Annotated in this window: 18 protein-coding genes; 7 read left to right on the top strand and 11 right to left on the bottom strand. The window is 58.1% G+C overall.

Annotated elements, in window-relative coordinates; all coding sequences use genetic code 11:
• Positions 1 to 31: 31 nt before the first annotated feature.
• From KHQ26_RS09655 to citC, 9 genes are all read right to left on the bottom strand, one after another.
• Positions 32 to 265 carry a YgdI/YgdR family lipoprotein gene (locus KHQ26_RS09655; protein WP_002888059.1) on the bottom strand — a complete coding sequence of 78 codons (234 nt, stop codon included), beginning with the start codon at positions 263 to 265 and terminating at the stop codon, positions 32 to 34.
• Positions 266 to 432: 167 nt separating this feature from the next.
• Positions 433 to 3,657: a carbamoyl-phosphate synthase large subunit gene (gene carB / locus KHQ26_RS09650; protein WP_020805127.1), complete on the bottom strand. Its 3,225-nt coding sequence runs from the start codon at positions 3,655 to 3,657 to the stop codon at positions 433 to 435.
• 159 nt (positions 3,658 to 3,816) lie between these two features.
• Positions 3,817 to 4,965, bottom strand: a complete 1,149-nt coding sequence (gene carA / locus KHQ26_RS09645) for a glutamine-hydrolyzing carbamoyl-phosphate synthase small subunit (protein WP_004177433.1) — start codon at positions 4,963 to 4,965, stop codon at positions 3,817 to 3,819.
• A gap of 457 nt (positions 4,966 to 5,422) precedes the next feature.
• Entirely contained in the window at positions 5,423 to 6,244 is an 822-nt protein-coding gene (dapB, locus tag KHQ26_RS09640; RefSeq protein WP_004177440.1) for a 4-hydroxy-tetrahydrodipicolinate reductase, read from the bottom strand.
• A gap of 228 nt (positions 6,245 to 6,472) precedes the next feature.
• Positions 6,473 to 7,381 (bottom strand): triphosphoribosyl-dephospho-CoA synthase CitG, encoded by a 909-nt coding sequence (gene citG / locus KHQ26_RS09635; protein ID WP_004222628.1) that lies wholly within the window; start codon positions 7,379 to 7,381, stop codon positions 6,473 to 6,475.
• 18 nt (positions 7,382 to 7,399) lie between these two features.
• Positions 7,400 to 8,926, bottom strand: a complete 1,527-nt coding sequence (citF, locus tag KHQ26_RS09630; protein WP_004222627.1) for a citrate lyase subunit alpha — start codon at positions 8,924 to 8,926, stop codon at positions 7,400 to 7,402.
• A 10-nt stretch (positions 8,927 to 8,936) separates the two neighbouring features.
• On the bottom strand, positions 8,937 to 9,806 hold the full coding sequence (citE, locus tag KHQ26_RS09625; protein ID WP_004151372.1) for a citrate (pro-3S)-lyase subunit beta: 870 nt from the start codon (positions 9,804 to 9,806) through the stop codon (positions 8,937 to 8,939).
• Entirely contained in the window at positions 9,803 to 10,096 is a 294-nt protein-coding gene (gene citD / locus KHQ26_RS09620) for a citrate lyase acyl carrier protein (RefSeq protein ID WP_009309208.1), read from the bottom strand. The genes citE and citD overlap by 4 nt, the downstream gene beginning before the upstream one ends.
• A gap of 30 nt (positions 10,097 to 10,126) precedes the next feature.
• Positions 10,127 to 11,155: a [citrate (pro-3S)-lyase] ligase gene (gene citC, locus KHQ26_RS09615; protein ID WP_032411128.1), complete on the bottom strand. Its 1,029-nt coding sequence runs from the start codon at positions 11,153 to 11,155 to the stop codon at positions 10,127 to 10,129.
• Positions 11,156 to 11,411: 256 nt separating this feature from the next.
• Between citC and citS the strand changes: the two genes are divergently transcribed.
• The 6 genes from citS (at position 11,412) to KHQ26_RS09585 (ending at position 18,773) form a co-directional block, all read left to right on the top strand.
• A complete protein-coding gene (citS, locus tag KHQ26_RS09610; RefSeq protein WP_004151375.1) occupies positions 11,412 to 12,752 on the top strand; it encodes a citrate/sodium symporter CitS in 1,341 nt (446 codons plus the stop codon).
• Positions 12,753 to 12,907: 155 nt separating this feature from the next.
• On the top strand, positions 12,908 to 13,159 hold the full coding sequence (locus tag KHQ26_RS09605; protein ID WP_020805147.1) for an oxaloacetate decarboxylase subunit gamma: 252 nt from the start codon (positions 12,908 to 12,910) through the stop codon (positions 13,157 to 13,159).
• A 15-nt stretch (positions 13,160 to 13,174) separates the two neighbouring features.
• Positions 13,175 to 14,959, top strand: a complete 1,785-nt coding sequence (oadA, locus tag KHQ26_RS09600; protein ID WP_020805133.1) for a sodium-extruding oxaloacetate decarboxylase subunit alpha — start codon at positions 13,175 to 13,177, stop codon at positions 14,957 to 14,959.
• 15 nt (positions 14,960 to 14,974) lie between these two features.
• Positions 14,975 to 16,276 (top strand): oxalacetate decarboxylase subunit beta, encoded by a 1,302-nt coding sequence (locus tag KHQ26_RS09595; RefSeq protein WP_004147009.1) that lies wholly within the window; start codon positions 14,975 to 14,977, stop codon positions 16,274 to 16,276.
• A 171-nt stretch (positions 16,277 to 16,447) separates the two neighbouring features.
• On the top strand, positions 16,448 to 18,076 hold the full coding sequence (locus KHQ26_RS09590; RefSeq protein WP_004151379.1) for an ATP-binding protein: 1,629 nt from the start codon (positions 16,448 to 16,450) through the stop codon (positions 18,074 to 18,076).
• Positions 18,069 to 18,773, top strand: a complete 705-nt coding sequence (locus KHQ26_RS09585; RefSeq protein WP_004222618.1) for a response regulator — start codon at positions 18,069 to 18,071, stop codon at positions 18,771 to 18,773. The genes KHQ26_RS09590 and KHQ26_RS09585 overlap by 8 nt, the downstream gene beginning before the upstream one ends.
• A gap of 5 nt (positions 18,774 to 18,778) precedes the next feature.
• Here KHQ26_RS09585 and KHQ26_RS09580 read toward each other — a convergent pair whose 3' ends face one another.
• Positions 18,779 to 19,408 carry a hypothetical protein gene (locus KHQ26_RS09580; RefSeq protein WP_016946248.1) on the bottom strand — a complete coding sequence of 210 codons (630 nt, stop codon included), beginning with the start codon at positions 19,406 to 19,408 and terminating at the stop codon, positions 18,779 to 18,781.
• A 92-nt stretch (positions 19,409 to 19,500) separates the two neighbouring features.
• Between KHQ26_RS09580 and KHQ26_RS09575 the strand changes: the two genes are divergently transcribed.
• Complete coding sequence (locus KHQ26_RS09575; RefSeq protein ID WP_009309189.1) at positions 19,501 to 20,430, top strand: LysR family transcriptional regulator; 930 nt, start codon at positions 19,501 to 19,503, stop codon at positions 20,428 to 20,430.
• On the opposite strand, the gene KHQ26_RS09570 is transcribed toward KHQ26_RS09575, so the two are convergent.
• Positions 20,378 to 20,743 carry a DUF805 domain-containing protein gene (locus tag KHQ26_RS09570; RefSeq protein ID WP_009309187.1) on the bottom strand — a complete coding sequence of 122 codons (366 nt, stop codon included), beginning with the start codon at positions 20,741 to 20,743 and terminating at the stop codon, positions 20,378 to 20,380. The genes KHQ26_RS09575 and KHQ26_RS09570 overlap by 53 nt on opposite strands.
• Between the last annotated feature and the right edge of the window lie 16 nt (positions 20,744 to 20,759).

The raw sequence follows: 20,759 nt of genomic DNA, 5'->3' as shown, positions 1-20,759 counted from the left end.
CAACGCGCGCCCTGAGGGTTAACGTCAGGCCTTAGTTATCCAGCTCGTCCATGGACTTCACCTGGTCGCGGTTAATCTGCTCCACGCGGCCGGTTTCGGCATTTTTGTATGAGACGAGGCCGGTGTCATCATCCACCTGCGGTTTGCCGCTGGTGACAATGGTCTTACCGTCGGTGGTTTTGATCGATTGATTCGATGAGCAGCCGGCCACGAACATGATTGCCGTCGCTGCCAGTGCGGATGCCACCAGAATATTGTTCCGCATTGTATCCTCCTGTCTTTTCATCAATAGGTATCGTTATGGTGCTAACTATAGTTAGCCTGACCCGACAGGGGGTTAAAAGCAGAACTCTCTGAAGATGGCTGCGGCCAAAAAAAAGGCTGACGATGTCGTCAGCCCAGGATTGTTGCTATCCGGCCAGGCCGGGAAGCTTATTTAGTGATTTGCGCGTGCATTTCCTGAACCGAAATCACCTTCTCGGTGGCGTCAGCGTTCAGCGCCATCGCGGTGGCAAAGCCGCCATTCAGGGTGGTGTCGTAATGCACTTTGTACTGCAGCGCGCTGCGGCGAATCAGCTTGGAGTCTTCAATCGCCTGGCGACCTGCGGTGGTGTTGATGATGTAGGTATATTCGCCATTCTTGATGCGGTCCTGAATGTGCGGACGACCTTCATGCACCTTGTTCACCAGACGCGGATTAATGCCTGCTTCACCCAGCACAATCGCCGTACCGTGAGTCGCATCCAGCTCGAAGCCAAACTTCAGCAGCTTCGCCGCCAGGTCAACCACGCGCTCTTTATCGCCTTCGCGGACGGAGAGCAGCGCGCGACCCTGTTTCTTCATGGTCGAGTTGCTGCCCAGCTGCGCTTTGGCGAACGCTTCGGCAAAGGTGCGGCCGACGCCCATCACTTCCCCGGTGGAGCGCATTTCTGGCCCTAACAGCGGGTCAACGCCCGGGAATTTATTGAACGGCAGGACCACCTCTTTCACCGAGTAGTACGGCGGGATGATCTCTTTGGTCACGCCCTGCTGCGCCAGCGTCTTACCGGCCATCACGCGCGCCGCCACTTTCGCCAGCGGGACGCCGGTGGCTTTGGAGACGAACGGTACGGTACGCGCCGCACGCGGGTTGACCTCAATCAGATAAACTTCGTTATCTTTCACCGCGAACTGGACGTTCATCAGGCCGCGAACCTGCAGCTCGAAGGCCAGCTTCTGCACCTGCTCGCGCATCACATCCTGAATCTCTTTGCTCAGGGTGTAGGCCGGCAGGGAACAGGCGGAGTCGCCGGAGTGAACGCCTGCCTGCTCGATATGCTCCATGATGCCGCCAATCAGCACCATTTCGCCATCGCAGATGGCATCGACATCCACTTCAATCGCATCGTCGAGGAAGCGATCCAGCAGCACCGGCGCGTCGTTGGAGACGCTGACCGCGGTCTGGAAGTAGCGGCGCAGATCCTGCTCGTCATAGACGATCTCCATCGCCCGGCCGCCGAGCACATAAGACGGACGCACCACCAGCGGGTAGCCAATCTCTTTCGCTTTCTCTACCGCCTGCTCAATGGCGGTGACGGTGGCGTTCGCCGGCTGCTTCAGCTTCAGACGGTCAACCGCGTGCTGGAAGCGCTCACGGTCTTCCGCCCGGTCGATAGCGTCCGGACTGGTACCGATAACCGGCACGCCGGCAGCTTCCAGGGCACGAGCCAGCTTCAGCGGGGTCTGGCCGCCGTACTGGACGATAACGCCTTTTGGCTTCTCGATGTGCACGATTTCCAGCACGTCTTCCAGGGTCACCGGCTCAAAATACAGACGGTCGGAGGTGTCGTAGTCGGTAGAGACGGTTTCCGGGTTACAGTTGACCATGATGGTCTCGTAACCGTCCTCGCGCAGCGCCAGCGAGGCGTGTACGCAGCAGTAGTCGAATTCGATACCCTGACCGATACGGTTCGGGCCGCCGCCGAGGACCATGATTTTATCGCGGTCAACGGACGGGTTGGACTCACACTCTTCTTCATAAGTGGAGTACATGTAGGCGGTATCGGTAGCAAATTCCGCAGCGCAGGTGTCCACGCGCTTGTAGACCGGGTGCAGGTCATACTGGTCGCGCAGCTTGCGGATTTCCGCTTCCCGCACGCCCGCCAGCTTCGCCAGACGCGCATCGGCAAAGCCTTTACGCTTCAGGGTGCGCAGGAAGTCAGCGTCGAGGCCGTTGATGCCCACTTCCGCCACTTTCTCTTCCAGACGGACCAGCTCTTCAATCTGTACAAGGAACCAGCGGTCGATGTTGGTCAGGTTGAAGACGCCGTCAACCGAGAGGCCCGCGCGGAACGCGTCAGCGATATACCAGATACGCTCAGCGCCGGCATCTTTCAGCTCGCGGCGGATTTTGGTCAGCGCTTCCGGGTCGTCGAGGCTCACTTTCGGGTCGAAGCCGGTAGCGCCCACTTCCAGACCGCGCAGCGCTTTCTGCAAGGATTCCTGCTGGGTACGGCCAATCGCCATCACTTCGCCGACAGACTTCATCTGGGTGGTCAGACGGTCGTTGGCGCCGGCGAATTTTTCGAAGTTAAAGCGTGGGATTTTAGTGACCACGTAGTCAATGGACGGTTCAAAGGAAGCCGGGGTGCGGCCGCCGGTGATGTCGTTCATCAGCTCGTCAAGGGTATAACCTACCGCCAGCTTGGCTGCCACTTTAGCAATCGGGAAGCCGGTGGCCTTAGAGGCCAGCGCCGAGGAGCGGGAGACGCGCGGGTTCATTTCGATAACGATCAGGCGACCGTTTTTCGGGTTGACCGCGAACTGCACGTTAGAGCCGCCGGTTTCGACGCCGATTTCACGCAGCACCGCCATCGAGGCGTTACGCATGATCTGGTACTCTTTGTCGGTCAGGGTCTGCGCCGGGGCAACGGTGATGGAGTCACCGGTGTGGATCCCCATGGCGTCGAAGTTTTCGATGGAGCAGACGATGATGCAGTTATCGTTCTTATCGCGCACCACTTCCATCTCGTACTCTTTCCAGCCGATCAGCGATTCATCGATCAGCAGTTCGTTGGTCGGAGAGAGATCCAGGCCGCGTTCGCAGATTTCTTCGAACTCTTCGCGGTTATAGGCGATACCGCCGCCGGTGCCGCCCATGGTGAAGGACGGACGGATGATGCACGGGAAACCAACGTCGGCGGCAACCGCCAGCGCCTCTTCCATCGTGTGGGCGATACCAGAGCGCGCGGTGTCGAGGCCGATTTTTTTCATTGCGATATCGAAACGGCGACGGTCTTCGGCTTTATCAATCGCATCGGCGGTGGCGCCAATCATGGTCACGCCGAATTCAGCCAGGACCCCCTGACGCTCCAGCTCGAGCGCGCAGTTCAGCGCCGTCTGGCCGCCCATGGTCGGCAGCACCGCATCCGGGCGCTCTTTTTCGATGATTTTACGCACCACTTCCCAGTGAATCGGCTCGATGTAGGTGGCATCGGCCATTTCCGGGTCGGTCATGATGGTCGCCGGGTTAGAGTTCACCAGGATAACGCGGTAGCCCTCTTCGCGCAGCGCTTTACAGGCCTGGGCGCCGGAGTAGTCAAACTCACACGCCTGACCGATAACAATCGGGCCCGCGCCCAGAATCAGGATACTTTTTATGTCTGTACGTTTTGGCATTGCTTTCTTCTCCGAAGAACCTGTTTATGGTCGTCGCGAGCGATGGGTAGACAAGGAAAAAATTTGTGAGAAAGCGCAGTTTACAAAACGTAAATGAGCATTTTGAACAAATTTTTAACGCCGTATTCCCGAGCACAGCAGAACATAAACAGGTTCTGATTATTTCGCGGACTGACGGTAGAGCTCAATTAACTCGATAAAGTGGTCGAACAGCGGCGCGGCATCGTGCGGCCCCGGGCTCGCTTCAGGGTGCCCCTGGAAGCTGAACGCCGGTTTGTCGGTACGATGGATCCCCTGCAGGGTGCCGTCGAACAGCGACTTATGGGTCACGCGCAGGTTGGCCGGCAGCGTCGCCTCATCTACAGCGAAACCGTGGTTCTGGGCAGTGATCATCACCACGTTGTTATCAATATCTTTCACCGGGTGGTTGCCGCCGTGGTGGCCGAACTTCATCTTAATGGTCTTGGCACCGCTCGCCAGCGCCAGTAGCTGATGGCCAAGGCAGATGCCGAATACCGGAATATCGGTCTCAAGGAATTTTTCAATCGCCTCGATAGCGTAATCGCACGGCGCCGGGTCGCCAGGGCCGTTGGAGAGGAAGATACCGTCCGGATTGAGCGCCAGCACGTCCGCGGCGGAGGTCTTCGCCGGCACCACCGTCAGGCGGCAGCCGCGGTCAACCAGCATGCGCAGGATGTTGCGTTTCGCGCCGAAGTCATATGCCACAACGTGGAACGGCAGCTCGCTTTCCGCTTTCGCTTCCGGCAGGTCGCCCGCCAGGGTCCAGCTGCCTTGCGTCCAGCTATAGGTTTCTGCGGTGGTCACTTCCTTCGCCAAGTCCATGCCGTTCAGGCCTGGGAACGCTTTCGCTTTTTCCAGCGCCAGCTGGGCATCCGGGCTGTCGCCCGCGATGATGCAGCCGTTTTGCGCCCCTTTCTCACGCAGCAGACGCGTCAGCTTGCGGGTATCGATATCGGCAATCGCCACGATGTTATGGCGCTTCAGATAAGAAGAGAGGTCTTCAGTACTGCGGAAGTTGCTGGCAATCAGCGGCAGGTCGCGAATAACCAGACCCTGCGCATGTACCTGAGAAGATTCTTCATCGGCGGCGTTGGTGCCGACATTACCAATATGAGGATAAGTAAGAGTGACGATTTGGCGGGAATAGGAAGGATCAGTGAGGATTTCTTGATAACCGGTCATTGAAGTATTGAAAACGACTTCCCCAACCGCCGTGCCGGTTGCCCCGATGGCCCGACCGTGAAACTGGGTTCCGTCTTCCAGAACCAATAGCGCTGACTTAATCAAAACATCCTCCAGAGAATATCCACTCACTTTATTTGCATATTAATTCATAAACACGATCTGAATCAATGCAAATCTGTTGCCCGCAGATTTTTGGCAAACGGCGGCATTCTGGAGAGATGTCGGATAAAAGTCAACTTAAAGCGGAGATTTTTAATGTCATTTTACGCCACTGGTGCGTAACACGTGATTTTTACGCCAAAAAGATCAACAAACCTGGCTGAGAAAACGCTTGCGGATGTGGAAGAGTGTAAAACAGAGCGATGATCGACAAAAAAGTGGACCAAATGGTCAAAATTTACATTTTATTCACTAAAAAACACGCCAATACTGTATTTTTTACGCATTAGACTTAAAACATCCACCGTAATTCGCAAAAATAAAAAAGGGCAACAAAATATTGCCCTTTGCATCAATAACTTATTGATAGCAATAACCACATCACGATGGGTAATAATCGTTATAAACTATTCAGATCCAGCACATCACGCATATCAAACAAGCCATTTTTCTTGTCTTTCAGCCATAAAGCTGAACGAACGGCGCCATTTGCAAAGGTCATGCGGCTGGACGCTTTATGGGTGATTTCAATACGCTCACCGATGTCAGCAAACATTGCCGTATGCTCCCCGACAATATCCCCCGCGCGAACGGTCGCGAAGCCGATGGTGCCCGGGACGCGTTCGCCAGTGTAGCCTTCACGACTGTAGACCGCGCAGTCCTTGAGATCTTTGTTCAATGCCCCGGCGATCGCTTCGCCCATCGCCAGCGCGGTGCCTGACGGCGCATCCACTTTATGCCGGTGGTGCGCTTCGATAATTTCGATGTCGGTATAGTCGCCCATCACCTTCGCCGCCTTCTCCAGCAGCTTCAACAGGACATTGACGCCAACGCTAAAGTTAGCGGCGAAGACAATGGCAATGTCCTGCGCGGCATCGCGAATCGCCTGTTTGCCAGCGTCGTCAAAACCGGTGGTGCCGATGACCATCCCTTTGCCGTGCTCGCGGCAAAACGCCAGATGGTTCAGCGTGCCTTCCGGGCGGGTAAAATCGATCAACACGTCGAAATCATCTTTTACCGCCGCCAGGCTGCTCTGCACCGCGACGCCCGCTTTGCCGGCGCCCGCCAGCTCGCCGGCGTCGCTGCCCACCAGGCTTGACCCTTCGCGCTCCAGCGCCGCGCCCAGCGCCACGCCTTCCATCTGCAATGCAGCCTGAATTAACTGGCGTCCCATCCGGCCGCCCGCGCCGGCGATGGCCACGCGGATTTGTGCATCATGCATAGCTATTCTCTTTTGTTAACATTACGTAAATTGTTTTCAGAGTAACCAGCCCGTCAGCGGGCCGCTACTCAAAAACGCCGATAATTAGAAATTTATGACAAACAGCGGACGATATCAGTAAAAACTATACGATTGTGCCGCGATTCTGTGTTTACCTGATGACAACCGGGAAGGCTAATGATGGCGCCTTCGCCCGTACTGTGCGGGCGAAGGCGGTATTGCAGTGGGTTACAGCGGGAAAAGCGCGCCGGCGGGAAACGCGGATAAAAACCAGGTCACCGCCAACAGATCGGCGCTGCCGCCGGGGCTGAGATGGCGGGCAATCAGCTCATCGTCAAACTGTCGCAGCGCCTCCAGCCCGCCGTCCGCCAGCACGCCGCCCTGCCACAGCAGTCGCTGCGCCTCCTGCTGGACAAAGTTCAGCCCGGCAAGCCCGCCGCGCGAGACCAGGTTGGTGTCATCATTCCACGCCATCAGATGCAGCAGGGTTTGCAGTAGCGCCAGATTACTGTCGCCGGTCTCTTCCATCATGCGGGTAAATACTGGCATGGCCTGGGTACGCACCGTCAGGAAACCGCTCTCCGCCTCGCCGCGGGCCCCGGAGAGACCATAGCGCAGAAAATGAGCCTCGCCTTTACTGAGCCGTTCCCCGCCAGCAGAAGACAACTCCTGCATAACCATGCCGCGACAGAAGCGCGCCACCTGGTCGCAAAGCCGGTGCTGCTCTATCGGCTCACCTTTCGACACCAGCCTGCCCGCCGCCGCGCTGAGCAGGCCAAAAGCGAAGATCGCCCCGCGATGGGTATTCACCCCGCCGGTGGCCTCCAGCATATCGTTCTCACAGGCCATCCCTACCGGGCGCAGCATCATCAATACCTGCTCCGGCGCGACCGCCGCAGTATCGTGGCCCATGATGAAAAATTTCTCCATCCACGGAGCCACCACCGCGGTGCTGGCCTCAAACGAGGCCAGATCCATATCCCAGTGCGCGCCAGCGTTACGAATATCCACCAACCCGGGCTTTGGGGTCAGGCGAACTTCGGTCAACAGCGCGCGCTCTACCGCGCTGACCACCTCTTCGGCACTCAGTGGCTTCACGCGCCGCACACGCGCAGGATTAATTAACACGTCGCTCATGGCCTTTCCCCTCTGCGTTTAGTCGCTGTTTTTCACCTGACGAATCACATCGATGACCGAACCGTCGCGATAGCGCACCACCGCCACCACCCGATCGGTGAATTCGATCGGCTGCGGCTTGCCAGTCAACAGCTCAGCACGCTGCTGCAGTTCCTCAATGGTCATCAGCGGAATGCCTGCGCTGCGCAAATTGTCGATCAGGTCCTGACGTGCCGGGTTGACCGCAATGCCGTGGTCAGTGACCAGCACATCCACGCTGGCCCCCGGCGTGACGCGGGTCAGCACCTTTTCCACGACGCAGGGAATACGGCCGCGAACTAACGGCGCGGTAATAATGGTCAAATCCGCACCGGCGGCGGTATCGCTATGGCCACCGGACGCCCCGCGCAGCACACCGTTAGAACCGGTCATCACGTTAACGTTAAAGTCGATATCAATTTCCAGCGCGCTGAGCATCACCACGTTTAAGCGCTCGCAGGAGGCGCCTTTGGAGCCTGGGCTGGCATACTGATTGGTGGAGATCTCGACATGGTTCGGGTTCTGCGCCAGCGAACGCGCCGCGTCGCCATCGAAGGACTGGGTATCGAGCAGCGTTTTGATCAACCCTTTTTCGTGCAAATCGACCATCGTCCCGGTGATACCGCCGAGGCCGAAGCTGGCGGTAATGCCGTTACGGCGCATTTTATCTTCAAGGAAGCGAGTTACTGCCAGCGAGGCGCCGCCGGTACCGGTCTGCAGCGAGAAACCCTCTTTAAAGTAACCGGAGTGCTCAACGACTTTCGCCGCCTGGCGGGCGATCAGCAGCTCGCGCGGGTTGCTGGTCAGACGGATGGCACCCGCGGTAATTTTTTGCGGATCGCCGACTTCATCTACCTGGACTATCAGATCCACCTGATCCTGGGCAATACTGGCCGGATAGTTAGGATAATCCACCCACTCTTCGGTCAGCAGCACCACGCATTTAGCGTGCTCGGCATCGACGCGCGCGTAGCCCAGCGAACCGCAGCGTGATTTACCGCTAAAGCCGTTGGCGTTGCCAAACTCATCGCAGCAAGGAACGCCGAGAAACGCGACATCAATCGACAGCTCGCCGCTTTGAATCAGCTGTACGCGACCGCCGTGGGAGTGGATCTGCACCGGGTTTTCCATTAAACCGGCGGAGATCTCCTCGCCCAACTTGCCGCGCAGGCCGGAGGTGTAGATCTGGCGGATCACGCCATTTTTAATATGCTCGATCAGCGGCCAGTGGGCGTCGATCAGCGAACTGGACGCCAGGGTGAGATCGCGAAAACCCATTTCCGCCAGCTTCGCCACTACCATATTGACGACTTTGTCACCGCCGCGAAACGCGTGGTGAAACGAGATGGTCATGCCGTTTTGCAGGCCGGAGCGACGGATTGCCGTTTCCAGCGAATCGCAGATTTTGCGCTGGCGCTTTTCGCTCTCACTCGCCAGCCAGGGACTTTTCGCCGTTACGCCGGCATAAGGTGTCAGTCCATTCGGCATCACGTACTGCTGATTAAGCATTGCTACTGTCTCTTTCATCTTATTCCCCTTAATCACGAATACCGGAAGCCGAGAGCGCCACCACTTTGCGAGCATGGTCGATAATCGGTCCATCGATCATCTTGCCGTTCAGCGATACCACACCCAGACCTCGCGTTTCGGCTTCTTCCGCCGCGGCAATCACTTCCAGCGCGTGATCGACCTCTTTGCGCGTCGGGGCATAGACCTGATGCAGGAGTTCAATTTGTCGTGGGTTAACCAACGATTTGCCGTTAAAGCCGAGGTTTTTGGCCAGATTCGCTTCCGCCAGGAAGCCCTCTTCATTATTGATATCCGACCACACCACGTCATAGGCGGCGATGCCGGCAACGCGGGCGGCATGCAGTACAGCGCAGCGGGCGTAGAACAGTTCAGTACCGTCGCCGCGGGAGGTGCCCATATCCATCACGTAATCGAAGGCCGCCAGCGCGATCGCCGCCAGACGCGGGCTGGCACGGGCGATTTCCACCGCGTTCACCACGCCCAGCGCCGACTCGATCGCCGCCATTAACTTGGTGCTGCCCACTTCCCGGCCGCACTCGCGTTCAATCCGCTCAACATGCGCTTCCAGCTCATGGATATCTTCTTTGCTGTCGGTTTTCGGCAGACGCACCATATCCACGCCCGCGCGGACTACCGCTTCAAGGTCGGCAAGACCGAACGGCGTATTCAGCGGGTTAATGCGCACCACGGTTTCGATATCCTGATACAGTGGATGCTGCAGCGCCTGATACACCAGCAGACGAGCGGTATCTTTCTCGCGCAGCGAAACGGCATCTTCCAGGTCGAACATCACCGCATCGGCGCCGTAGACGAATGACGTGCTTAACATGGCGGCATTGGCGCCAGGGATGAACAACATACTGCGACGTGGTTTCATAGCTGGCTCCATTGTAATTGGGTCTGTTGCGCCGCGCGCAGCGCCGCGGCCTGTACGCGAGCTCGCAAAACACATTCCAGCGCGCCTTTATCATCGACCACCACGCTGGCCTGTTTCACGCCAAGCTGAGCCAGCGTTTCTCTCACTACCTGCTCAATCGCAGCGCCAAACTGTTGTTTCACAATGCTGTCGATTTCCAGCTGAATGCCCGGCTGCGCCGCGGGTCCAATCCTGACCATCACATCGCTGGACTCCAGCGTGCCGGCCAGGGCGTCAATCTTCATTTCCATAGGGGAAAATCCTTAGTTAGGGCATAAAAATCAGGCGGTTTGATGTTCGCTTTCCGCCAGTTGCATCAGAAAAGAGAGGGTCCCCGGCGGTACCAGCGCCGCGACCGCCTGCCAGTTGCGCTGTCGATAGAGTTCGCGCACTCGGGAGGCCGACACGGGTCCACCATTTTTTTCGATTCGCGCAAGCTCAACTACTTCAATGGGCGGCGCGTCGCCTGGCGCTTCCAGTAGTGACTTCATGCGCTGGTTGTAATTACGGGTCAGGGGACACAACGGCTCGGTGCCGACAAAACGATGGGTAATCTGCAGCGCCGGGGCCAGGCGCTCGCGGAAGAGCTGCAGGTCAATCTGGCTGTGGCAGTCATCAACCACCCCCTGCTCTTTCAGGAAATAGCCGGGGAACGTCGCCCGCGAGATCAGATACGCCGAACCGGGATGCAGCGTCACCTTATCGATGCCGGTAATCCCCTGTTCAATGAGCTTGAAGCGATCGTGATAGGAAAAGCAGGACGCATCTTCTTTGACCACAAACAGATGCAGCCAGTCGCACTGGCTGGCCGCCTGTTCTACCAACCAGCGGTGGCCGAGGGTGAAGGGATTGGCGTTCATCACGATAGCGCCGATTTTTCTTCCCGGCTGACGGTACATCGCCAGCTGTCGGCAGTAACGAGTCAGCCGTTCGCGGCTATTTTCCATTAGCACGGCGCGGTCGCCCGCCTGGGCTATCGGCCAGAAGCCGGCGCCGGAAAATAACGCGGCATTGCAAGGTTTAGTGAACAAAAACAGTTCGCTGCGCCCCAGCTCATAGGCCAGCGTCATGAGCTCGGTCAGTAATTTAAGGCTCAGCCCCTCCCCCTGCAGCGAGGGATCGATGGCGATGCATTTCAGCACATTGCCGGCGATAGCACCGCAGCCGACCAGCCGCTGCTGATACTCGGCGATAATCGCCATTTCGCAGTCGGCCTCTAACGACAGTTGATGCTGGCGGAGAAACCGATCGATCGCCTCTCGCCGCGGTTTATCTTTTAATAGCTGAACGCGTTTTAATATCAGTGTCATTTTTTAGCGCTTCGTCATTTCAAAACGAACTGTATTTCGCCAGCGTTCGGCTATGGATTCTTGTATTTAAGTCACAGTTTTTCTCGTGGCTTAATTGGCTTTATGGTTTTTATGTTGTTAATTAATTCAGAATCATAAAAACAATTAAATTAATAAAAAACACGAGTATTCAGTGAAGATAATCACACCTTACCCCTGGGTCTATTTATTACTATGCGCCGGTCTTACTACTCCATCAATAAACAGGATAACGTTTATGACTAACATGAGTCAGGCTCCGGCGACGGAGAAAAAGGGCGTTAGCGATCTGCTGGGATTTAAAATCTTCGGCATGCCGCTCCCCCTTTACGCATTTGCGTTAATTACACTATTACTTTCACATTTTTATAACGCTTTACCCACCGATATCGTCGGCGGCTTTGCCATCATGTTTATTATCGGCGCTATATTCGGGGAAATTGGCAAGCGCCTGCCAATATTCAACAAATATATCGGTGGCGCTCCGGTGATGATTTTCCTGGTGGCGGCTTATTTTGTCTATGCCGGTATTTTTACGCAGAAAGAAATCGATGCTATCAGCAACGTTATGGATAAGAGTAACTTCCTTAACTTATTCATCGCGGTATTAATTACCGGAGCAATTCTGTCGGTAAACCGCCGCCTGCTGCTGAAATCACTGCTCGGCTATATTCCAACTATCCTGATGGGCATTGTCGGCGCGTCTATTTTTGGCATCGCTATCGGCCTGGTGTTCGGTATTCCAGTGGATCGCATCATGATGCTGTACGTCCTGCCGATCATGGGTGGCGGCAACGGCGCGGGCGCGGTCCCCCTGTCGGAGATTTACCACTCCGTCACCGGTCGTTCTCGCGAAGAGTATTACTCAACCGCTATCGCTATTCTGACCATCGCTAACATCTTCGCCATCGTCTTTGCCGCCGTCCTCGATATCATCGGCAAAAAACACACCTGGCTGAGCGGCGAAGGGGAACTGGTGCGTAAAGCCTCGTTCAAAGTGGAAGAAGATGAGAAAGCGGGACAAATCACCCATCGCGAAACCGCCGTCGGTCTGGTGCTGTCCACTACCTGCTTCCTGCTGGCCTACGTCGTGGCGAAAAAAATTCTGCCCAGCATTGGCGGTGTGGCTATTCACTATTTCGCGTGGATGGTGCTGATCGTCGCCGCGCTGAACGCCTCCGGGCTGTGCTCACCGGAAATCAAAGCCGGTGCTAAACGCTTGTCTGATTTCTTCTCCAAACAGCTGCTGTGGGTGCTGATGGTCGGGGTCGGCGTCTGCTACACCGACCTACAGGAAATTATCAACGCCATCACCTTCGCTAACGTTGTTATCGCCGCCATTATCGTTATCGGTGCGGTGCTCGGCGCGGCGATCGGTGGCTGGCTGATGGGTTTCTTCCCAATAGAATCGGCCATCACTGCAGGCCTGTGTATGGCCAACCGCGGCGGCTCCGGCGACCTGGAAGTTCTCTCTGCCTGTAACCGTATGAACCTTATCTCTTATGCGCAAATCTCCTCCCGTTTGGGCGGCGGTATTGTGCTGGTCATCGCCAGCATCGTGTTCGGCATGATGATTTAACCCATACGCACGATGGCACGTTGAACTGACAGGTGAAGAACGAATCAGGGTCCCATGCCGGGAGCGGCAGAGGGAAATCCACCCTGCTCCTTAGCCGGAAACGCCAGAAACCTTGTCATACAGCGCGTCATCGTGCCCCTATTTGAGATGTATAAATGACTGACAATGCCATCCTGTTAGGCGAAGGCTTCACCCTGATGTTTCTCGGCATGGGCTTTGTACTGGTGTTCCTGCTGCTGCTCATTTTCGCCATCCGGGGAATGTCCCTCGCCGTCAACCGCCTGTTTCCCGAGCCGCCCGCCGCCCCCGCAGCGGCGCCGGCCGCCGTCGCGCCCGCCGACGATTTCGCCCGCCTGAAGGCGGCGATTGTCGCCGCCATTCACCACCATCGCCGTCTTCACCCTTAATTCACGGAGGAATTCATGACCGTTGCCATTACCGATGTCGTCCTGCGCGACGCCCACCAGTCCCTGTTCGCCACCCGTCTGCGTCTCGACGATATGCTGCCTGTTGCCGCTCAGCTGGACGACGTCGGCTACCGCTCGCTGGAGTGCTGGGGCGGCGCCACCTTTGACGCCTGCATCCGCTTTCTCGGCGAGGACCCGTGGGTCCGCCTGCGCGAGCTGAAAAAGGCGATGCCCAAGACCCCGCTGCAGATGCTGCTCCGCGGCCAGAACCTGCTCGGCTACCGCCACTACGCCGATGACGTGGTGGAGCGCTTCGTGGAGCGCGCCGTCAAAAACGGCATGGACGTCTTCCGCGTCTTCGATGCCATGAACGACCCGCGCAACATGCAGGCCGCCCTGCAGGCGGTCCGCCGCCACGGCGCCCACGCCCAGGGTACGCTTTCGTACACCACCAGCCCGGCCCACACCCTGCAGACCTGGCTCGACCTCACCGAACAGCTGCTGGAGACCGGCGTTGACTCCGTCGCCATCAAGGACATGTCCGGCATTCTGACGCCGCATGCCGCCTTTGAGCTGGTCAGCGAAATCAAGAAGCGCTACGACGTCACCCTGCACCTGCACTGCCATGCCACCACCGGGATGGCGGAGATGGCCCTGCTGAAGGCCATTGAAGCCGGGGTCGACGGCGTGGATACGGCGATTTCGTCCATGAGCGCCACCTACGGCCACCCGGCCACCGAGGCGCTGGTCGCCACCCTCGCCGGCACGCCGTACGACACCGGCCTCAATATCCACAGGCTGGAGAGCATCGCCGCGTACTTCCGCGAGGTGCGCAAAAAATACCACGCCTTCGAAGGCCAGCTGAAAGGCACCGACAGCCGTATCCTCGTCGCCCAGGTCCCGGGCGGGATGCTCACCAACCTCGAAAGCCAGCTGAAGCAGCAGAGCGCCGTCCACCGTCTGGATGAGGTGCTGGCGGAAATCCCCCGCGTGCGCGAGGACCTCGGCTTCATCCCGCTGGTGACCCCGACCTCGCAGATTGTCGGCACCCAGGCGGTGCTCAACGTCCTGACCGGCGAGCGCTACAAAACCATCGCGAAGGAGACCGCCGGTATCCTGAAAGGCGAGTACGGCCGCACCCCGGCCCCGGTGAACGCCGCCCTGCAGGCGCGGGTGCTCGACGGCGCCGACCCGGTGACCTGCCGCCCGGCCGACCTGCTGAAGCCGGAGCTGGCGCAGCTGGAAGCGGATGTGAAACGCCAGGCACAGGAGAAGGGCATCACGCTTGCCGAAAACGCCATCGACGACGTGCTCACCGTGGCGCTGTTCCCGCAGCCCGGCCTGAAGTTCCTCGAAAACCGCCACAACCCGGCGGCCTTTGAGCCGGTACCGCAGGCGGAAGCCGCGCAGCCAGTGGCAAAAGCAGAAAAACCTGCCGCCTCCGGCGTCTACACCGTGGAGGTGGAAGGCAAAGCCTTTGTGGTCAAAGTCAGCGACGGCGGTGACGTCAGCCAGCTGACGGCGGCTGCTCCTGCTCCTGCTCCTGCTCCTGCCTCTGCACCCGCCGCTGCCGCCCCGGCCGGCGCCGGTATCCCGGTGACCGCCCCGCTGGCGGGCACTATCTGGAAGGTGCTGGCCAGCGAAGGCCAGACGGTGGCCGAAGGCGAGGTGCTGCTGATTCTGGAAGCCATGAAGATGGAGACCGAAATCCGCGCCGCGCAGGCCGGGACCGTGCGCGGTATCGCGGTGAAAGCCGGCGACGCGGTGGCGGTCGGCGACACCCTGATGACTCTGGCGTAAGGACGAGGAGCGGAAATGGAAAGTCTGAACGCCCTGATCCAGGGCATGGGGCTGATGCACCTCGGCGCCGGCCAGGCGGTGATGCTGCTGGTCAGCCTGCTGCTGCTCTGGCTGGCCATCGCGAAGAAGTTCGAGCCGTTACTGCTGCTGCCGATTGGCTTCGGCGGCCTGCTCTCCAATATTCCGGAGGCCGGGCTGGCGCTCACCGCCCTGGAGAGCCTGCTGGCCCACCACGACCCGGCGCAGCTGGCGGTGATTGCCGCGAAGCTCCACTGCGCGCCGGACGTCCACGCCATTAAGGAGGCGCTGGCGCTGGCCCTGCCGTCGGTGCAGGGGCAGATGGAGAGCCTCGCGGTGGACATGGGCTACTCCGCCGGGGTGCTGGCCATCTTCTATAAGGTGGCGATTGGCTCGGGTATCGCGCCGCTGGTCATCTTTATGGGCGTCGGAGCGATGACCGATTTCGGCCCGCTGCTGGCTAACCCGCGCACCCTGCTGCTGGGGGCGGCGGCGCAGTTCGGGATCTTCGCCACCGTGCTCGGGGCGCTGACGCTGAACTACTTCGGCATCATCAGCTTCACCCTGCCGCAGGCGGCGGCCATCGGCATCATCGGCGGCGCCGACGGCCCGACGGCGATTTACCTGTCGGGCAAGCTGGCGCCGGAGCTGCTGGGGGCCATCGCGGTGGCGGCGTACTCCTATATGGCGCTGGTGCCGCTGATCCAGCCGCCGATCATGAAGGCGCTGACCACGGATAAGGAGCGGAAGATCCGCATGGTGCAGCTGCGCACGGTGAGTAAGCGGGAGAAGATCCTGTTCCCGGCGGTGCTGTTGCTGCTGGTGGCGCTCCTGCTGCCGGACGCCGCGCCGCTGCTGGGGATGTTCTGCTTCGGCAACCTGATGCGCGAGAGCGGGGTGGTGGAGCGGCTGAGCGATACAGTGCAGAACGCGCTGATCAACATAGTGACCATCTTCCTCGGGCTGTCGGTGGGGGCCAAGCTGGTGGCGGACAAGTTCCTGCAGCCGCAGACGCTGGGTATCCTGGTGCTGGGGGTGATCGCCTTCTGCGTGGGGACCGCCGCCGGGGTGCTGATGGCGAAGCTGATGAACGTGTTCAGCCGGCACAAAATCAACCCGCTAATCGGCTCGGCGGGGGTGTCGGCGGTGCCGATGGCGGCGCGGGTGTCGAACAAGGTGGGTCTGGAAGCGGACGGGCAGAACTTCCTGCTGATGCACGCCATGGGCCCGAACGTGGCGGGGGTGATCGGCTCGGCGATCGCCGCCGGGGTGATGCTCAAGTACGTGCTGGCGATGTAGGCCGGCATCCTTCCCGGAGGTGTGGCTGTCGCCCCACCTCCGGGCTGATTTGATACCCACTCCTGGCATGACGGGGCCGGGCACATGTCTGAAATTTTCTGTTCTGTGCTCCACCTGTCGGCGCCGGGGGCGCAAAACGGGGAGAATAACAATTTAATGTCTATCTACCCAATGTATACCCGAAAAATCACCCACTGGTTTGCCAGGCGATCGTTTCAGAATCGCATCTTCCTGCTGATCTTATTCACCTCGACGATCGTCATGCTGGCGATGTCATGGTATCTGACAGACATTACCGAGGAGCGTCTGCATTATCAGGTCGGGCAACGGGCGCTGATTCAGGCGATGCAGATTTCGGCGATGCCGGAGCTGGTGGAGGCAGTGCAGAAACGCGATCTCGCCAGAATCAAAGCCCTTATCGACCCCATGCGTTCGTTCTCCGACGCCACCTACATCACCGTCGGTGATGCCAGCGGCCAGCGCCTCTATCACGTCAATCCTGATGAAATCGGCAAATCGATGGAAGGCGGCGATAGCGATGAGGCGTTGATAAACGCTAAAAGCTACGTGTCAGTGCGCAAAGGCTCGCTGGGATCGTCGCTGCGCGGTAAATCGCCGATTCAGGACGCAACCGGCAAGGTGATCGGCATTGTGTCGGTAGGCTATACCATTGAGCAACTGGAAAACTGGCTCAGCCTGCAGATAAGTTCGCTGCTGATCCCGATGGCCATCATGTTACTGCTTCTGCTCTTTTGCGCCCGCCGCTTCTCACTGCATATCAAAAAACAGATGCTCAATATGGAACCCCAGCAGCTGTCACAGCTGTTGATCCAGCAAAGCGTGCTGTTTGAATCGGTGTTCGAAGGTCTTATCGCCATCGACTCCGATTATAAAATCACTGCGATTAATCAGACTGCGCGTCGCCTGCTCAATTTGAGTCAGCCGGAACCGACGCTTATCGGCAAACGGATCAGCAGCGTTATCTCGCAGGAGGTCTTCTTCTACGATGCGCCACAGACCAATAAAAAAGACGAGATCGTTACCTTCAATCAGATCAAAGTGATCGCCAGCCGGATGGCGGTGATCTTAAACAATGAGCCACAGGGCTGGGTGATCAGCTTTCGCAGCAAAGACGATATCAACACCCTTAGCCTGCAGCTTAGCCAGGTACAACAATATGCCGATAACCTGCGCGCCGTACAGCATGAGCATCGCAATCTGATCTCCACTATCGCCGGTCTGCTGTTTCTTAAACGCTATAACCAAGCGCTGGAACTGATCCAACAGCAGTCGGAAAGTCACCAGAAGGTGATCGATTTTATTGCACGCAATTTCCAGGACAACCACCTGGCCGGGCTGTTGATCGGCAAATATTACCGGGCCAAAGAGCTTGGACTTGAGCTGATTTTCGATCCGGCCTGCTTCGTTGATAGATTACCTACCGCCCTTTCGCACAACGAATGGATCTCGATCGTGGGGAATCTACTTGATAACGCCTACAATGCCAGCCTGCGTCAACCGCAGGGTTCAAAACAGATCGAATGCCTGATCAACAGTGATGGCCAGGAGGTGATCATTGAGATCGCCGACCAGGGATGCGGCATTGACGAGGCGCTGCGCGATCGGATCTTCGAGCGCGGCGTCACCAGCAGCGCCAGCAAAGATCATGGTATCGGACTCTGGCTGGTACGCAGCTACGTGGAACAAGCAGGCGGCAGTATCGTCGTCGAAAATAATATTCCTTTTGGCACCATTTTTACGCTTTATATCCCCCTGACCCGAGATGAACATCATGGATAGCATCACTACTCTTATTGTTGAAGACGAACCTATGCTGGCGGAGATCCTGGTGGATAACATTAAACAGTTTCCCCAGTTCGACGTCATTGGTATTGCGGATAAGCTTGAGAGCGCCAGGAAACAGCTCAGACTGTATCAACCGCAGCTGATCCTGCTGGATAATTTTTTACCCGACGGCAAAGGTATCGATCTGATCCGCCATGCAGTCAGTACACATTACAAGGGACGGATTATCTTTATTACCGCGGATAATCACATGGAAACCATCAGCGAAGCGCTGCGTCTTGGGGTGTTTGATTACCTGATTAAGCCGGTGCACTATCAGCGCCTGCAGCACACGCTGGAGCGCTTTGCCCGCTATCGTAGCTCGCTGCGCTCCAGTGAACAGGCCAGCCAGCTCCATGTCGACGCGCTGTTTAATATTCAGGCCCGGGAACAAACGGAACCCGCCAGCGCACCACTGCGCGGGATCGATGAAAGCACCTTTCAGCGCGTGCTCCAGCTGTTTGCCGACCCGACGGTGGTGCATACCGCCGACTCGCTGGCCCGTATCCTCGGCAGCAGCAAAACCACCGCTCGCCGTTATCTGGAACAAGGAGTAAAGAACGACTTTCTGGAAGCGGAAATCAGCTACGGCAAGGTTGGCCGACCTGAGCGTATCTATCACGGCAAGCAGACCTATCCTGAGCAGAGATAAAACGCTTACGCCAGGGTGTAGCTGACCACCAGCTGCCCCTTCTTCATCTTAATCTGACTAATGACAATGTCGCCCAGCTCCGCCAGACGGGCGACGTGGGTGCCTCCGCAGGGATAGGCTGGCAGCTCGCCGAATCCCACCTTGCGCATACCATTAGCGAACGTCACCTGACGCGGTAAGTCCTGCGCCTGCCATGCCTTTACTAGCGCCAGTAGCGCACTGGCGTCCGGCAGCGCGGCGCTATTCCTGCTGGCAAAGGTTATCCGCCCTTCGCCGGGCCAGTGGTGCGCTTTCACCGGTTGCCAGCCAAGCTGTTCGCCCGCCAGGCCAAGCAGGTGGCCGGCAGAATGCAGACGAGCATGCAGCTGTCTCGCGGAGGCATCAATTTTCATCTCCACTTCACCGAGGGGAAGGGGTTGCGACAGAATATGCAGCACCCTTTCGCCGCGCACAACCACCGTCTCAACCAGCTGCCCGGCAATCCATCCGCGGTCCGCCGGTTGACCGCCCCCTTGCGGGTGAAACAGCGTCCGATCCAGTTCGATGGCGTAACGGCCATCCGCTTCTGCAGTGCAGGCGATGATCTGGGCGCGCCCGTCGGTAGCATCGCTGGTGTAATAAACCCGTTCAGTCATAGTGATTCTCCTCTCTGTCCGCCCAGTATATTATTAATGCCGACAGCGATAATCCCACCATCCGCCAATGCACTCTTGCTCCGGGAGCACAAATGAATCTGAACCTCCTGCCCGACCTCGCTCTTTTCGTTCAGATAGTCGACCAGGGCAGCTTCTCCGCCGTCGCCCGCCAGAACGGCATTACCCCTTCAGCCGTTAGCCGCAGCGTGTCACGGCTGGAGCGAGAGATGGGCTGCAAACTGCTGCAGCGTACCACCCGCAAGCTGCGTCTTAGCGATGCCGGGGAAACGATATATCAGCATGCCCAGCAGATGCTGGAAGCGGCGCGACAGGCAATGGATTCCGCAGGCAGTCGCCAAACGGTCGCCCAGGGAAAGCTGACGCTCAGCGTCCCGAAAGCCGTCGGCCGCTTTGTGATCCACCCGCTGATGATGGCGTTTTTCCACCGCTACCCGCAGGTGGACGTCTGCCTGCGGCTGGAAGATCGCCCTCTCGATTTTATCGATGACGGTATTGATCTGGCGCTACGCATCACCGATACCCCCTCCCCCGGCCTGCATGGCAAACCGCTGATGCCAATCAGGCACGTTATCTGCGCCACTGAGGCCTATTTACAGCAGCACGGTACGCCGTACACGCCGCAGGATCTGCGCTCGCATAGCTGCATTAGCCTTGGCGAAACGCCCGCCGATGCGCGCTGGAAGTTCCGTCGGGAAGGCAAAACAGAAACGGTGCAAACCTACGGGCGGTACGCCGCCAACCATACCGCCGTACGCCTCGACGCGGTCAGACAGCATTTAGGGATCGGCAGCCTGCCTCTGTTCACCGCCCGTGAGGCGCTGGCGAACGGCGACATCGTGCAGGTGTTGCCCGAGTGGGAATTTATCAGCAGCTACTCAGGCGACCTGTGGCTACTGTGGGCGGGAGATAAGCATATGCCCGCCAGGATGCGGGCGATGATCGATTATCTCAGCGAGACGGTGCCGGCGCTGAACGCAGGCAGCACAGAGCCAGCGAAATAATTGCAAACCACGGAATGATAACTCCCAACACAAACCAGATCCCGGAGCGGCCGATATCATGCATCCGCCGGCAGCCTACAGCCAGCAGGGGGAGCGCCATCAACAGCAGCCAGAGCGCGGCAAAGGGAATGACAACAAAACTGAGGATCCCGTAGTGAGGGTCAACAAGGGTGGCCAGACTCCAGGCGGCCACTGGCGCGGCGGCGATCAGCACATTGATAAGAAAAAACGTCCAGAACTGCTGCCGGCTGGCGCGTCCGCTAAAATTAAAGGTCTCTTTCCAGCCGCTCAAATACGCCTGTCCATAGGTCATTGCTTCTCTCCTTGAA

Source organism: Klebsiella sp. 10 (assembly GCF_018223925.1).
Taxonomy (GTDB): domain Bacteria; phylum Pseudomonadota; class Gammaproteobacteria; order Enterobacterales; family Enterobacteriaceae; genus Klebsiella; species Klebsiella pneumoniae.
This window is presented reverse-complemented; position numbering and strand designations above follow the sequence as displayed.